12 protein-coding genes and 1 pseudogene are annotated in these 14,236 nt (G+C 56.6%); 1 reads left to right on the top strand and 12 read right to left on the bottom strand.

The annotated features are described in order from the left end of the window. Positions 1–7: 7 nt before the first annotated feature. The 4 genes from HMPREF1153_RS03155 to scfB all read right to left on the bottom strand — a co-directional run bounded on the left by HMPREF1153_RS03155 (position 8) and on the right by scfB (position 5,630). Positions 8–1,285: a four-carbon acid sugar kinase family protein gene (locus HMPREF1153_RS03155; RefSeq protein ID WP_009645468.1), complete on the bottom strand. Its 1,278-nt coding sequence runs from the start codon at positions 1,283–1,285 to the stop codon at positions 8–10. 27 nt (positions 1,286–1,312) lie between these two features. Beyond that, entirely contained in the window at positions 1,313–2,077 is a 765-nt protein-coding gene (locus HMPREF1153_RS03150; protein WP_009645501.1) for a DeoR/GlpR family DNA-binding transcription regulator, read from the bottom strand. Positions 2,078–2,299: 222 nt separating this feature from the next. After that, positions 2,300–4,129 carry a glycosyltransferase family 2 protein gene (locus HMPREF1153_RS03145; RefSeq protein WP_198003313.1) on the bottom strand — a complete coding sequence of 610 codons (1,830 nt, stop codon included), beginning with the start codon at positions 4,127–4,129 and terminating at the stop codon, positions 2,300–2,302. A gap of 97 nt (positions 4,130–4,226) precedes the next feature. After that, a complete protein-coding gene (gene scfB, locus HMPREF1153_RS03140) occupies positions 4,227–5,630 on the bottom strand; it encodes a thioether cross-link-forming SCIFF peptide maturase (protein ID WP_009645424.1) in 1,404 nt (467 codons plus the stop codon). A gap of 199 nt (positions 5,631–5,829) precedes the next feature. Between scfB and HMPREF1153_RS13010 the strand changes: the two are divergent. Then, positions 5,830–5,975: pseudogene (locus tag HMPREF1153_RS13010) on the top strand (ABC transporter substrate-binding protein); the annotation flags it as partial. A gap of 83 nt (positions 5,976–6,058) precedes the next feature. On the opposite strand, the gene scfA reads toward HMPREF1153_RS13010, so the two are convergent. Genes scfA through HMPREF1153_RS03105 form a run of 8 tightly spaced genes read right to left on the bottom strand, consistent with a single transcriptional unit; the run spans position 6,059 to position 14,173 of the window. After that, positions 6,059–6,208 (bottom strand): six-cysteine ranthipeptide SCIFF, encoded by a 150-nt coding sequence (scfA, locus tag HMPREF1153_RS12240; RefSeq protein ID WP_006193459.1) that lies wholly within the window; start codon positions 6,206–6,208, stop codon positions 6,059–6,061. Positions 6,209–6,237: 29 nt separating this feature from the next. Further along, positions 6,238–7,350, bottom strand: a complete 1,113-nt coding sequence (locus tag HMPREF1153_RS03135) for an NAD-dependent epimerase/dehydratase family protein (protein WP_232208176.1) — start codon at positions 7,348–7,350, stop codon at positions 6,238–6,240. Then, positions 7,325–8,410 (bottom strand): radical SAM/SPASM domain-containing protein, encoded by a 1,086-nt coding sequence (locus HMPREF1153_RS03130; protein WP_006193461.1) that lies wholly within the window; start codon positions 8,408–8,410, stop codon positions 7,325–7,327. The genes HMPREF1153_RS03135 and HMPREF1153_RS03130 overlap by 26 nt, the downstream gene beginning before the upstream one ends. After that, complete coding sequence (locus HMPREF1153_RS03125) at positions 8,400–9,473, bottom strand: AroB-related putative sugar phosphate phospholyase (cyclizing) (protein WP_009645486.1); 1,074 nt, start codon at positions 9,471–9,473, stop codon at positions 8,400–8,402. The genes HMPREF1153_RS03130 and HMPREF1153_RS03125 overlap by 11 nt, the downstream gene beginning before the upstream one ends. Before the next feature lie 43 nt (positions 9,474–9,516). Next, positions 9,517–9,993: a VOC family protein gene (locus tag HMPREF1153_RS03120; RefSeq protein WP_009645514.1), complete on the bottom strand. Its 477-nt coding sequence runs from the start codon at positions 9,991–9,993 to the stop codon at positions 9,517–9,519. Beyond that, positions 9,990–11,804: a thiamine pyrophosphate-binding protein gene (locus tag HMPREF1153_RS03115; RefSeq protein ID WP_009645497.1), complete on the bottom strand. Its 1,815-nt coding sequence runs from the start codon at positions 11,802–11,804 to the stop codon at positions 9,990–9,992. The genes HMPREF1153_RS03120 and HMPREF1153_RS03115 overlap by 4 nt, the downstream gene beginning before the upstream one ends. 12 nt (positions 11,805–11,816) lie before the next feature. Next, a complete protein-coding gene (locus tag HMPREF1153_RS03110) occupies positions 11,817–12,557 on the bottom strand; it encodes an SDR family NAD(P)-dependent oxidoreductase (protein ID WP_009645517.1) in 741 nt (246 codons plus the stop codon). Next, positions 12,557–14,173 carry an aldolase catalytic domain-containing protein gene (locus HMPREF1153_RS03105; protein ID WP_009645439.1) on the bottom strand — a complete coding sequence of 539 codons (1,617 nt, stop codon included), beginning with the start codon at positions 14,171–14,173 and terminating at the stop codon, positions 12,557–12,559. Before HMPREF1153_RS03105 ends, HMPREF1153_RS03110 begins: the two co-directional genes overlap by 1 nt. Positions 14,174–14,236: the final 63 nt, after the last annotated feature.

Below are 14,236 nucleotides of genomic sequence, written 5' to 3'. Positions count from 1 at the left end.
AGAATCATCAAAGGGCAATATCCTTGGCGATTTTTTCCAAGCAAAGCCCGATCGCATCATCGCCGCCGATCATCCCCCCCTTCGTCACAATGCGCAGCTTCGGCAGGCGGCCGCCAAGAATGCGCCCGTAGACAGCAAGCGGCAGAACCTCGTCACGCACCTCAATGCCGTCGGCGTCCAACTTCTCCAAGAGAGCAATCGTGATGTCGCCGCCCGAGCAATAAATACCCTCGAGTTTGCCGCTCTTCTCCAAGATCTCGCCCGCAGCCTCGGTCAATGTGCCGGAAAGGATGCGTGACACATCCTCCGGAGTGACACCGAGTGCCTTCGCAGTCGCCTTGAGATCGAGATGTCCCTCATCAGAAAGCGGCGTCGTCGTCAGCAAGAGAACGTCTTCAGCGTCTACGGCATCACAGATCTTATTGACGACCCGCCGAACTTCCGCCTCACGCCGCTCCTTCTCGAAAAACTCCTTCACGCGCATGTCGACAAAGAATACGCGCCTCTTTTGCAGCAAATCGGCAATCTGCCGCTTCGTCGTCGCCGTCACGCTGCCGATGACGAGCAAAACCTTCTGTTCGCGCTTTTCCTTCACCTGCATCTCGTACACAAACTGCATGGTCAAGGGCCCGGGATCGACCGTCAGCACGCGGCAGCCGCTCTGCAGCACCGCTTTGGCGATCTTCTGCACATCTTCATTGCGCACCGCATCAAAGACGAGAACGCGCACCTCCTTCGCCGCTTCTCTGACGACAGCGGCAAACGAGTCCACGTCCTGCGCCAAATCTTTCAACGAAAAGTATCGCACCTCGTGGCGCGTTTGCTGCGCGACAAGATCTACAACATCATCCGATGCAACGGGCATCTTCGGATCGCGCCCCGCATCCGACTCTGTCAGAAGCATGCCGTTCACGAGCATCGTTCGATTTGCGACGATGCGTCCCGAGTCGGGATAAGCGGGTACGACAATCGCCGTAAAGTCGTCGCCCAAGGCGGAAAGTGCCCCGTCAATCTCCGCTCCGATATTGCCGCGCAGCGTCGAATCAATGCGCTTGTTGAAAAATTCACCACCCGACTTCAACTGCAAAAAGGCTTCTCTGACACGTCGGAAAGCCTCCTCGGAGGATAATCCGCGGCTCGCCGTCGAGTAGGCCAGCACATCCGCCTTGTGCTCTGTCGCTCCAGTCAGGCGAAAGAGACTGCTCACACTAAGTCCAATTTTCTTGAGGAGCACGCCCGATGCATTCGCCCCTGTCAGATCGTCAGCAACAATCACGCCTTTCATCGTATCTTCTCCTTCCCGGCAAGCCGATCAAATCGCGATGATTTCTCCACGCGGCATCGCCTTCTTCACCTCTGTCTTCGTAAACGGATAATCCGTGATGACGCGATCCAGTTCGCTCATATGAGCCGCCTTATAGAGCTTTTTCTTGCGGAACTTCGATCGATCAGCGACAAGTATCGAAACCTCGCTTATCTCAAGGAGTTTCCGCTTGAACACGCACTTGCTCTCCGTCGGTACGACAAGAAAGAAGTCCTCCGTGACGGCAGACGTGCCGACAAAGGCGAGATCAATGCCGTAACGCACAAGCTGCTCCGTCGCCATAGCACCCGCAACAGCCCCTGTCTCCGGCAAGACGACACCGCCCAAGAGGATGGTGCGAATCTCTGTTTGAGAATACAGATGCGCACCTATGTGCAAATCGTTCGTCACAACCGTGATATTAGCGGGCGCTGATTTCTTCAAACGGTCAGCAATCTCGAACGTCGTCGTGCCTGCATCGAAGAAGACCGTCATACCCGCACGAATCTGCCGCAGCGCCGCCTCCGCGATGCGCCGCTTAACTTCGATATCGCGCACCTTCTTCTTCGCATACGAAGTCTCTTCCACGATGTAGTTTGGCAGCATGGCTCCGCCGTGCGTGCGCACGAGCAGCCCCTTCTCTTCCAACTGTTTGAGATCACGGCTAATCGTCATGGCCGTGACATTGAGCGCCTGCACCAGGACGCTGCTCGTGACCGTTTCATTCTGCTGCAGGTAGTCAAGAATAAATTTCTTCCTGTCGATCGAAATCATATGCGCCCCCTTGATGTTAATTTAGTTTATATTTTGTTATCTTTTGTTATCTTATTATAAAGCTGTCGTTTTCTTCTGTCAATATAGAAAATAAACGCATTGTCTTTATGCTGCAAAAAAAAACGGGTGCATGAAGTCTATCAACTTCATGCACCCATTACAACAAAATGCATATCCAAAGCATCGTCCGCTCTCTTTCTCCAAGCATCGGAAGTGCCTCAATCAGCATACCTGCTGCGCCAGTTCTGACCGAAGTCTGCTGCACGCTTCATAAAGTCCAGAACTTACGCCAGACCGGACGGCGAGGATTCCATCGCGGTTGCCATCTATGGCAAGCGTAACGGCAACTTTCAGTTCTTCTGAAGAAATCCCCCGTTTTCTCGTTTGAATCTCCTGCTCAAGCAACAATAGCCATTCCATGTGGCAAAGGAGTTTTTCCTCTGAACTGAGCCTTCGCCGAACCTGAACGAGCGCTTTCTTAAAGAAGCCAACGCGGCTTGTTTTCTCAAAGATTGAGAGCCATAGAGAAAGCCTTTGCAGACTCATATCTTGCAGTTCTCTTAGAAGATAATTGCAAGATTCCATCGTCTCACGTCGAAAGAGCGCTTCGGACATGCCGCCTTTAGGAAATTTCCCCTGTTTGAGAATTGTCTTTCGCAGGTCGTCACTTTCAAAAACATAAAACGGCAGTCCATACGTGGCAAAGTCCAAATAAACGGGCGGCTCAGGAACATCTCCCTCCGATACTTCAGCATCCGCCATCACAAAAGAAATATCATCGTTCAGTGCAAGCGAGGTCACCATCTGCTGCAAGCAGGCGCTATTGTGGGAAACGTCCGGCAGGAAATACTGCACATAGGTGCCACGGACATGCTTCGGCAAATGCTGAATCTCATCCTTCGCCAGAATGAGCGGATGCGATATCCCCGCCTCTTCGGCAAGGACGCGGAGGCTCTCCTTTTCCACGGGAGAAAAGCACAGGAGGATGCATTCGTAAAAAGAATATTTTTGCAAAGCAAGATCGCTAAGAGAAAGGCGAAGTGCCTGCATGTCACCATAAAAAGGAATAAGCACACTGACCACGGGCGGTTCTACATGCTTTTGTCCATCTCTTTCCACTATGCGGAGAACGGCTTCCTTCTGCGCATGGGCCTCTGCGATTCCTTCCGCCGTCAGCATGATGTTGCGCAGCAGCTTATGCTCGGGAACTTCCTCCCGTGTGAAGCGAAGCGGGAAACGTCCTCGAAAAGCGTCCTGCCGACTCGGTAAGGGATCGCTTGCCGTTGACATTTCGAATCGTTCATGCGCGAGGTATGCTTGAAAAATAAGACGCCAATGGATTGCCATAACAGTTCCGCCGGAAAACTTTGCTACATTCGTGAGCCAGCCAACAATGTTTTTGGATAGGATCTGCTCTATGCTGCGTTCTGGGAAATGTGCAAGGTATAGTCCTGCTACTTCGCGCATCGGACAAGATACTGACCTGCCGTTTTCACGAATCGCCACGAAATGATTTCCCTGCGCAACGGACATCCTTCCTTCCAGCCAAAGAGGAATATCCTCGTCTCTGCGAGTCAACAAAACCTTGCTGTCCATTCTGGGACTCCGTTCTCGCACATGATCGCGTGCGAGAAGGAACATGTCCTGATCTTCCTCGGGGCGCGTAAGGAAATGATCAATCCATGCCAAGTGATAATAAACTCCAAGCTCCAAGTTTTGCAGAATGCGGCGACTCTGGAAGACATCCTCGGTATCAGCCAGTAAAAACTCATCCGCATCCAGCGGGCATACGACATCCGCGGAAAACTCACGGAACGCACGAACCACAAGCTCCGTCGTATATTCCCACTGCCTGTACGCCATATCCTCCGCCTCTGCAAGGATAAGAGGCAGGCCCTCATCTCGCAGTGCGCACAAGATTTCCTTTGTACGATCCGTACTCCTGTGATCGAGCACCAGCATAGCGTCTGCAATCGCACAATGCCAGCGCACAAAGCTCTCAATGATGTCCTCTTCATTACGCACCATGGACACAACGACAATTCGATTCAAAGTCATCTCACCTCCGTTTTCATGTACGAGGACACAAACACGTGCAGCGCGGACGCTTGTGCAGGCAGATTCCCCTCCATCTGTCAGTGAAATCATCCTACAGAGCAGCCGCCTGCACCTGTTCTTCCTTCTCCAGTGCCAGCAGCGCCTGCACGTAGAGCGCACATTCGAGACGCTTTTTCTGAATCTCGCAGCCGACTTCGTAAGGCTTTCTTATATCGCCGTGGAATAGGTCGGCGTTGGCGTGGCAGCCGCCGCTGCAGAAGAAGCGTGCCCAGCAGTCGGCACATTTTTCCTTGTTGAGGACGTGCGACTCGCGAAAGTACGGCGGCAGTTCTTCGTCCGTCACTCCGTCGTAGATGCTGCCGAGCTTGTAGCGCTTTCTACCGACAAATTGATGACACGGGTAGAGGTCGCCGTTTTCTGCGACGGCGAAGTATTCGTGACCCGCGCCGCAGCCCGAGAGGCGCTTGGCGACGCAAGGGCCGTTCGACAAGTCCATGTTGAAGTGGAAGAAGAAGAATCCCCTGCCCGCGCGATGCCGCTCCATGTAAGCGGCGGCGAGGCGGTCGTACTCCTCGCGGATGCGCGGCAAATCTTCTTCCATGAGGGCGAGCGGGCTGTCCTTCAAGACGACAGGCTCGACCGAGAGAATATTGAATCCCGCATCGTGCATCGAGAGCACGTCCTCGGTGAAGTCGAGATTGCGCTTCGTGTAGGTGCCGCGAAGATAGGTATAGACGCCGCGATAGTCCCAGTCGCCGCCTGCGCGGCTCGCAAGACACCTTCGGAAGTTTTCCACGATACGGTCATAAGTGCCGTGTCCGCCGACGTCGGGACGCATGGCGTCGTTCGTCTCCCTGCGCCCGTCGAGCGACAGCACGAGCGAGAAATCGTTCTCGTTGAGCCACGCGATGTTCGCATCGTTCAAGAGCATGCCGTTCGTCGTCAACGTGAGCTTGAAGATCTTGCCCGTCTCCTTCTCGCGCTTCTTTATATGCTCCGTCACCTTCTTGATCGTCTTCATGTTGAGGAGCGGCTCGCCGCCGAAGAAGTCAATCTCACAGTGCTTGCGCGGCCCTGAACCCTCGATGAGGAAATCGACGGCGCGACATCCGACCTCGGGCGTCATGACGGCGCGCTCCATGCCGTAGTTGCCGCCGTCGCCGAAGCAGTATTTGCAGCGCAGGTTGCAGTCCTGCGCGACCATCAGGCACAGCGACTTCACGAGTCCCTTCTGGGAAAACGTCGGCGGCACGTCAATGTCGGGCGCGAAAAGCTCGCCGAGCGCCATGAGTTCGTGCAGCTCTTCGAGCGCTTCGGAAAGTTCCGCCCTCGGGTACTTCGCACCGAGCGCATCGACGACCGCCCGATCATTCGCGCCGTCGAAGACGTCCATGATGTCGTAGATCATCTCGTCGACGACATGGACGGCACCGCTGTTGACATCAAGCAGGATAAAGCTGTCCGCCTGTTTGAACTTATGTATTCTCTCTTTCATAATTCCTCCATATATGCTGCGGCAGAAAGGTCATGCTTCAAGGATGGGGTGATGCACTGCCCATAAGCGAACCGTTTTGAGCAAGCGTGAAGAAGCCCGCCCATTCCCCCTCGACCAAAATTCTCGTTCAAGCGAAGCGCGTTTGAATTTTGGTCGGTTGTTAGGGGAATGGACGGGCTTTAGAGGAATCACTGATAAAATGAAGTCCGTCAGATTGGTGCAGATTTTTCGTCCTATCAAGGAGACAAACCGGACGCATAGCGGGGCTATGCGGAGGATTTGCCGACGCAGAGAGGGCGGAAAAGATGCGCCAAGATGGCGGGTCGGAATTTATCAGTGCTTCCTCAACTTGCGAGATTCCGTGTTCGTGTTGGGCAGTGCATCACCACCGAAACATCGGCTTCAGCAGAATCGCCCTTTCCAGAATCTCACGCTTGCTTCCTGCTCTCACAGACCTGATTGCCCACCGTGCAGGACGTCTTGCATGCCGACTGGCACGACGCCTGGCATTCGCCGCAGCCGCCCGTCTTCAGCGTCTTCTGCATCGTCGGCTTGTTGACCGTCTTGATGTGTTTCATCGTATGACCCCCTTCTTGCCGTCTTTCCCTTATTCTACCCTTTTTCCGCTCGCTTGGCAAGATGTTTGCACATCGCGCAGGTATCGCCAGACGCGTGCGAATCCCGCTGCCGCGTCGAAGCGGCATTGCCAGCCGAGTTCTCGAAGTTTGTCGGCACTGGGGAGGTTCGCCTTGTTGAAACTGTTTTCCAGATACGCCGCGCCCTTCGGCCGTTCCTTCGCGATGACCTTCAATCCCAGTTCGGGACGCAATTTCACGAGGATTTCCGCAAGCTCGCGGATGCTCAAGAACGCCCTGTCGTTCGACACGTTGTACGCCTCGCCCGCCGCGCCCTCGAAGAGGATGAGAAAGAACGCCGAAACAGCGTCGGCGATGTAGCAGAAGGGACGGCATGCGCTACCGTCGCTGTGCATGACGATGTCCGTGCCCGCCGCAACGCACTTCATGAAGGAGGAGAAGACGCGCGGATCGCTCTCAATATCCATCGTCGGCGCGTAGGTGTGCGCGATGCGTGCGATCTTCGCGTTCACGCCATACTCGACGGAAAAGAGCCGGCACCACGTCTCGCCCATGCGCTTGCTGCCGCCGTAGCAGCTCAAAAGATCGAGCGGATCTGCCGCGCCGACGTCCGCCTCGTGAATCTCGCCCGCGCCCTCTTGCATCTTGCCGTAGACGTCGCCGCTGCTGAAAAAGAGGAAGGACTGCGTCCCCTTCTCCTTTGCCAAGCGCAGCAGATGGTATGTGCCGAGCACGTTCGGCTCGGCGACCTCGACGGGCATCGTCTTGTAGTACGCAGGATTCGCGAGGCTTGCAGCATGGATGATGAAGTCGACCGCCCCTTCGATCTGCCACGGTTCTCTGAGATCGTGCTGCACAAGCGAGATATATGGCGCATCCGCGTACTCGCCGAAGCGTGCGCGCGCTCTTTCCTCGCTTCGCACATGGAGCAACAGCCGCATCCCCATCGCGTGTTCCTCATTCAGATAGACGAGGAAGAACGCGACGTAAGACGCGAGCATTCCCGTCGCACCCGTGAGCAGCACGGTCTTGCCCCTGAGCTTTTGCCAATCCAGCCCACGCGCGTAGATGTCCTGCATGTCCTCGTCGAGCACCGGGCTATTTAGAAACGTTCTTCTTTCCATCGCCTTCCCCCCAATAATGGAGCTTCTCCACAGGGAAATCGTCGAGATTGTCCTCACTCGTATCCTTCAGCGGAATTTCGCACGTCGCGCAGAGCGCGTGGTGCGCCCCCTTCGTCTTCAGCTGCATACAGCGAAAATCGTAGAGCTTCTTCGAGTTCCAGATTTCTTCCAGTGTATTGTCACAGATGCTGCCGACCAAGGTGTCGCGCGACCAGTCCGTACAGCAGACGACGACGTCGCCGTTGCTGCGCACCGTCATGTGCGTGAACGGATAGCGGCAGACCTTGCGCTCCTTGTAAAGCGCCTGCTCCAAGTACGCCGCCTGCGCTTCCTCGCCCTTTTCCTCGCTGCCGTAGAGTCGGTCGAGGGCATTTTCCTCAAGCTTCGGCAAAATCCACGGCGTGTCAATCAGCTGCTCGTCGGACACATCCTCGTACATGCGATAGAACTCGTCGTTTTCCTCGCCGTGCGTGTCCATGATCTTCGCACAGATGAAGGGCTTCTTCGCTCCCTTCTCGTCGCGGTACTTCTTCAAGTAGGCGATGTTCTCGCGAATCTCGTGCGGTGTGACGCGCGATTGCGTGATGCGCGCCTGTCCGTCCGTGCGCACGGAGTAGATGGAAGCGCGCAGGTAGTCGAGTCCGAGATCAACGAGTTCCTCCGCCACTTCCTTCGTCAGAAGGGACGCATTCGTCGTGATCTCCATCTCGTGACAGACATCGGCTTCCTTGATCTTCTTCACCATGCGGCAGACGCCTTTGTGAAGAAGCGGCTCACCCGTCGAGTAGAGCTTGATGAGCTTGATCTTCTTGCCCTGATGGCGGCAGAAGTCCTTCATATCCTCCAAGAGCTTGTCAAAAAGCTCGTCTGTCATATTGCCGAAGGGACCGCCGTGCTTCGTGTATTCCTGTGTGCTCTGCCAGCACATCAGGCACTTGAAGTTGCAGATGTTCGTCGGCTCGATGCACACGCACAGAGGTACCGCGAGCGGCACGACCTCGCGCAGTGTCAGGCGATTCTTCTGATACGCCTCGGAAAAAGGCACAACTTCATTTTCCACGATGATTCCTCCAATATTGCAGCAGACACGCAAGCGCCTGCCGGATTTCTTCTTCCTCAACATCGCGATAGACACTGAGCTCATGCGCTTCGTTCAAAAGCACTGCCGTGATTCTCTCGCTCGTCTGCTTCTTATCCTTGTGAATGGCGGCGATGATGCCCGCAGGCGCGAACCACTCCTCACGCCAGGGAATGTGCGCGAGGATCTTCATACAGAGCGCCGCAATGCGCGCCGCATACGCTTCTTCGATGAAGCCGCGCTTGACCGATACCGCATTCGCCGTAATCATACCGAGCGCAACGGCAGATCCGTGCGGAATCTCATAGGAGCTGACACTCTCGAAGGCATGTCCGAAGGTGTGCGCGTAATTGAGCAGAACCCTCTTGCCGCGATCAAACTCGTCCTCCTCGATGAAGCCGCGCTTGAAGTCGAGCGACGTCCTCACATACTGCAGCAGCTTCTCGTAATCGTGCGCAAGAATCGCCTCCATATCGCGCTCCATGCCGTCGATGCCCGACGCGCCCGCAATGACGTTGAACTTCACGACTTCGCCTAAGCCGCTGCAATAGTCCCGCGGGCTGAGACTCCGGAAAAACTCGGGATAGATGAAGATCTCGTCGGGCGGATAGAAGGAACCGAGAAGGTTCTTGAAGCCCTTGTAGTTCAGTGACGACTTGCCGCCGATGCAGCTGTCGCAGGCGGCGAGGAGCGTCGTCGGGAAGAACGTCCAGCGAATGCCGCGATAGAGCGCCGTGGCGACAAAGCCCGTGACATCCTGCGTGATGCCGCCGCCCAAGGACACGAGATGCGAATTGCGCTTGGCGCTCATCTCCGTCATGCGCTCACAGATTGCGAGCATTGCCGCCATATCCTTCTTCTCCTCGACAGCTTCAAGCAGGAAGAATCGCTCCTTCGGAAAATCTGGCAGGCGGTCTTTATAAATCTCGTAAACCGTACGGTCAAGCACAAAAAACGTGTCCTTCGCCGCCGCCAAATCCTGCAGCAGGGACAAATCCCTGCAAAAATCCACGCTGTATTCCTTGAACGCCGACTTGATCTTCATGCCGCCTTCTCCTTTCCCATGTCTCGCTGCAGACGAATCCCGCTCATCTGCCGGAACTCAAGCCTTCCGCCTGCGCATCTCGCCGCGTGATCAGCTCCAGCCAATTCCCCTCGGGATCGCGGCAGAAGCAGCAAAGGTTGCCGTTTCCCATATCGTGCACGCGCGTCGCGCATGCGCCGCCATGCGCGGCAATCGCCATGCGAGTCGCTTCCATATCGCGCACGCCGAAGGCGATGTGCAGCCCCGCCTCGATCGGCAGATTCGTCTTCTTTTCCCGCCCTTCGGGTACGATGACTTCCAGAAGCTCCAGCATATCGCCTACACCGCTCGCCTTTCCCTGCTCCGTGATGAGCTTCGTGATTCGAACCTTCGCACCTGCCTCCTGGAAGAGGTCGGCAAGCAGCGCGTCCTCCTGCTCGACGTTTTCGCATATCGCGTGCATATAGAAGACCTCGCGGTAAAACGATACCATGCGCGCCAAGTCCCTGACGTAGATGCCTGTATGGCGCAGGTTAATCATGCTTTTCCTCCGTCCGGCTCGATGAGCGGGATATACATATTGCGTGCCAGTTCCTCGCGCGGCAAAAACGGCGCGAGATCTTCCAGCGGGGGACTCGTAAGCCGCCCGTCGGGCAGCCGCTTCGTCGCGGACTTCGGCTCGAACTTCTGCTCTTCCGTCACGAATACTTCCGTGAGCACATAGCCCGGTTCTCTTAACGCCTGCGCGATCTTTTCGTGCAGCTCCGCGTTGGAAGAAATCTTGATGTAGGGCATCTCGAACGCCTGCGCGATTCGCTCAAACGACGGGAAACCGAGATCGCCGCTCTCGGGGCCGACGCCGATGAGTGCATTGCCGAAGACGTTCTTCTGCGTCTGGCGAATCTGATGATAGCCGTTGTTGTTGATGACGAAGAGTTTGACGGGCAGCCGATTCGTGACGACGGTCTGCAATTCCTGCAGGTTCATCATGATGCTGCCGTCGCCCTCAAGGCAGACGACGCTCTCGTCGCTCGCGACGGCCGCACCGACGGCAGCGGGCAGGCCGTAGCCCATCGACGAGATGCCGCAGTTCATGAGGAAGCGGCTGCCATCCTTGATGAAGTACGACTGGCTGCCGACGACGCTCGCAGACCCGTTGGTGACGACCGTGATGCTGCCCTCGGGCAGAGCGCGGCTCAAAGCATCCATGAAAGCATAGACGTTCGTCTTGCCCGCCGCTTCCTTCTGCTCGGGCCGCACGACGGGGTACTCGCTCTTCCACCTGCGGCACTGCGCGAGCCATGCCCCGTTTTCCTTCGGCTCATCCTCCTTCGCCGCCGAGAGAAGCGCACGCATGAAGTCCGCCGCATCGGCACACACGGGATAGTCGACGCGGATCGTCGGCTTTTTCAGTTCGGCGGGGTCGATGTCGTTGACGATCGTATATGCCGCACGCGCCCAAAGTCGCACGTCGTAGCCGACCTGATAGATGCTCAGTCGGCTGCCGATCGAGAGCAGCAGGTCGCTGTTCTGCACGGCGAAGTTGCCCGCGCGGTCGCCCATCGTGCCGCCCCTGCCGCAGTAGTACGGATGCTTGGTCGCGATGAGGTCGATGCTGTCCCAGCATGTGACGACAGGCATTGACAGGCGCTGCGCCAGTTCCTCGACGAGCGGCGCCGCACCTGCGAGGCGGATGCCGTTGCCCGCGTAGAACACGGGACGTTCGGCGCTTCTGAGCTTTTCCAGCACATGATGCGCAGCCTTCTCAACGTCTGCATATTCCTCCTGCGCATGAGCCTTGAATCCCGGCAGATCGTCGTCGATGAAGCTTCCCTGTATGTCGAGCGGCAAATCGAGCCACGAAGGGCCGGGGCGGCCGCTCTTCGCTAAGTGATACGCTTTTCCGAGCGCAAAGGGAATCTTCTGCGGCTCGGTGATCATCTCCGCATACTTCGTCATATTATCAAGCGCTGACACGATGTCGAACTCCTGTCCGCCCAGCGTGCGAAGCGACAGACCGCTCGCCCGCACCGTCAGAGAGGATTTCATCTGCCCCGAGAGCACGAGCAGCGGAATCGAATCCTGATAAGCGCCCGCAACGCCGTTCAAGGCGTTGATCGCGCCTGGCCCGCTCGTCACGCAGAGCGCCGCCATGCGCCCATGGACGCGCGCATAGGCCTCCGCCGCCATTGCCGCTGCCTGCTCATGATGGCAGTATATCGACGCAATCTTCTCGTGGTGCCCGAGAGAATCGTTGAGGTGCATGGCGCCGCCGCCAACGACGGTGAATACGTGCGTGATGCCTTTTTTGACAAGAAAATCCGCGATATAGTCTGATACTTTGACCTTCATGAAGCACCTCCGCTACTTCAGCGACGCACCGCCGTCCACGGGCAGCACCGCGCCTGTGATGTAAGAAGCCTCATCCGAGACGAGGAAGAGCGCCGCACGCGCCACTTCGAGAGCGTCGGCGACGCGCCCCATCGGTATGCCCGAAAAGCGCGAGAAGTCGCGATTCGTATAGATCGGCGTGTCCGTGATGCCGGGAGCGAGGCAGTTCACGCGCACGTCAGGCGCGAAGTTCAGCGCACAGAGCTTCGTGAACTGGATCAGCGCCGCCTTCGACGAAGCGTAGAGGTACGTCTTGCTGCCCGCGATATGGTAGGGAAGGCCGCCGATCGAAGCCGTGTTCAGGATCGTACCCTTTGCCCTTTGCAGGAGCGGCAAAAACGCCGCCGTCATATCCATCGCCGCCTTCGTATTCGTGCGAAAGACACGCTCCCACGCCGCATCGTCGATCTCGTCGATCGCCCGCGTCACGAAGATGCCCGCATTGTTGAAGAGGATGTCGAGCCGTCCGAACTCTTCCTGCACAACAGCAAGAAGCCGCGCCACATCGTCGGCATCCGTCACGTCTGCACGAACGAAGCGTACTTGCCCCGCATGTTTCTTCTCAATCTCAGCGGCAAGCGCCTCGCCGCGCTCCGCATCTCTGCCCACGGCGATGACGTGCGCTCCCTCAGAGGCAAAGAGCCGCGCCGACGCATGGCCGATACCCGAGGTCGCGCCCGTGATGAGCGCGGTCTTTCCCGCGAGCCGACCCATCACTCGCCGTCCTTTCCCTGCCATTCGTAGCGCGTCTTCGTGATGAAGTCCAGCTCAATCTTGTCGCTGATGCTGCGCAGGAAGCCGCCGATGTACTTGTTCAGATATTCGGCGCGGCTACCGTCGACGCGGTACTCCTTATTCTCATCGAAGTAATTGCGGCTGCGCTTCGAGTAGCCGTCGAATCCTGCGAGCGTCACCGCAGGAACGCCCATGCGAAGAACCGCCTTCAAGATCATGACGAGAGCATTATCGATGATTTCAGCATCCCTGTCAATGAGCGAACCGTAGTTGAGCACATAGGGGAAAGATCCCTCCGACTTCGTCATGTTCGATGTCGCGACGATCGGCTTCGCTCGATTGACGTTGTGCTGCAGATCGCTAAAAAGCTGCATGTAGCGCTTCGATTTCGCCATGAAGATGGCATCGACCTCGATGGTCGGCGGCGCGTAGTTCACGGCGATGACGCGCGGCTTTTTCTCCTCGATAAACCGCTTCACCTTCACACGTTCCTTCATCATGCTGCGCGCAGGACCAAGGAGCAACAGCGGACGCCGCCCTAGCTTCTCTTTCAGGATGCGAAGAGTCTCCTGATCGTCGCACTCAATGCTCTGATACTCGCGATAGAGCCTTTCGATGTACGCCTCGTCGTAGAGCAGGCTCTTCGCTGGCTCAAGGGTTTTCAAAATGTCGCGGATCTGCTTGACCGACAGCGTGCGCTTGTTCATGAGACGACTCACATAGTTCGGATGACAGTGCATCGAGGACGCGATGTAGTAGAAGAGATTGTAGCCCCAATACTGCCTCTGATAGATCTCCATGATGACGTTGTCGATGGCTTCAAGCGCCTGCGTCACATGGTAGCCTGCCCCCTGCTTGTCGTTGCGGAACATCAGCAGAAGTTCCAGCGGCGCATTGCCCGCGCTCTTTCCCATGCCATAGAGCGTTCCGTCCGCCAAGAGACCGCGCTTCGAATCGAGCGAGAGAAAGTGCTTCGCATTCGCATAGCCGAGCTGGAAATTGTTGTGCGCGTGGTAACCGACACGAATCTGCGGGTCAAGATTCGCGTCCAGGATGCCATATATATGGCACAAATGCTCCTCGTCAAGCAGTCCGTAGGTATCGACCATCGACGTCGCATAGGGCATGACCTCGTTGACAAGCTTCGCATACTCGGCGAGCTTCTCGTCCGTATACGTCGTGACGGAAACCATCTGTGCAAAGACTTTGTAGCCGAGCTTCTTGACCTCAGCGCAAAACGCCAGGGCTTCCTTCATCTTCGCTTCCTTGAAGATCACGCGGATGCCGTCGAGGAACGTCTCCTCGCATGGCTCCAAACGCTCAATACTACAGGCACCGTAATCGATCATGCCAAGAACGAGCGAGTTCCCCTTGGAAACTCCTTCGAACATGCGGCTGACGGAAGCCGTGTCGGGCAAGACCGTCCGCCCGCGGTCGAAGCTGCTCTTTTCATCGAGGAAGCCCACCTCAATGAACTCCACGCCTGAACTTACGAGGCGCTCAAAGATTTCTACAATCTGATCGTAGCCAAACTCCCAATTGTTTACATAACCGCCGTCACGCAGCGTACAATCAAGCAGCAGCCGCTCTCCCAAAACAATCCCTCCCATCCTTTCAGTGAAGCAGAGTCCTCAAATCAACGCATCTTTCATCGCGGC

Source organism: Selenomonas sp. CM52 (genome assembly GCF_000292955.1).
Taxonomy (GTDB): Bacteria; Bacillota; Negativicutes; order Selenomonadales; family Selenomonadaceae; genus Selenomonas.
This window is presented reverse-complemented; position numbering and strand designations above follow the sequence as displayed.

Coding starts and splice junctions, on each gene's coding strand:
- HMPREF1153_RS03155 (WP_009645468.1), bottom strand. CDS start 1,285: ATGAAAGGCGTGATTGTTGCTGACGATCTGACAGGGGCGAATGCATCG.
- HMPREF1153_RS03150 (WP_009645501.1), bottom strand. CDS start 2,077: ATGATTTCGATCGACAGGAAGAAATTTATTCTTGACTACCTGCAGCAG.
- scfB (WP_009645424.1), bottom strand. CDS start 5,630: ATGAAAGAGAGAATACATAAGTTCAAACAGGCGGACAGCTTTATCCTG.
- scfA (WP_006193459.1), bottom strand. CDS start 6,208: ATGAAACACATCAAGACGGTCAACAAGCCGACGATGCAGAAGACGCTG.
- HMPREF1153_RS03135 (WP_232208176.1), bottom strand. CDS start 7,350: ATGGAAAGAAGAACGTTTCTAAATAGCCCGGTGCTCGACGAGGACATG.
- HMPREF1153_RS03125 (WP_009645486.1), bottom strand. CDS start 9,473: ATGAAGATCAAGTCGGCGTTCAAGGAATACAGCGTGGATTTTTGCAGG.
- HMPREF1153_RS03120 (WP_009645514.1), bottom strand. CDS start 9,993: ATGATTAACCTGCGCCATACAGGCATCTACGTCAGGGACTTGGCGCGC.
- HMPREF1153_RS03115 (WP_009645497.1), bottom strand. CDS start 11,804: ATGAAGGTCAAAGTATCAGACTATATCGCGGATTTTCTTGTCAAAAAA.
- HMPREF1153_RS03110 (WP_009645517.1), bottom strand. CDS start 12,557: ATGGGTCGGCTCGCGGGAAAGACCGCGCTCATCACGGGCGCGACCTCG.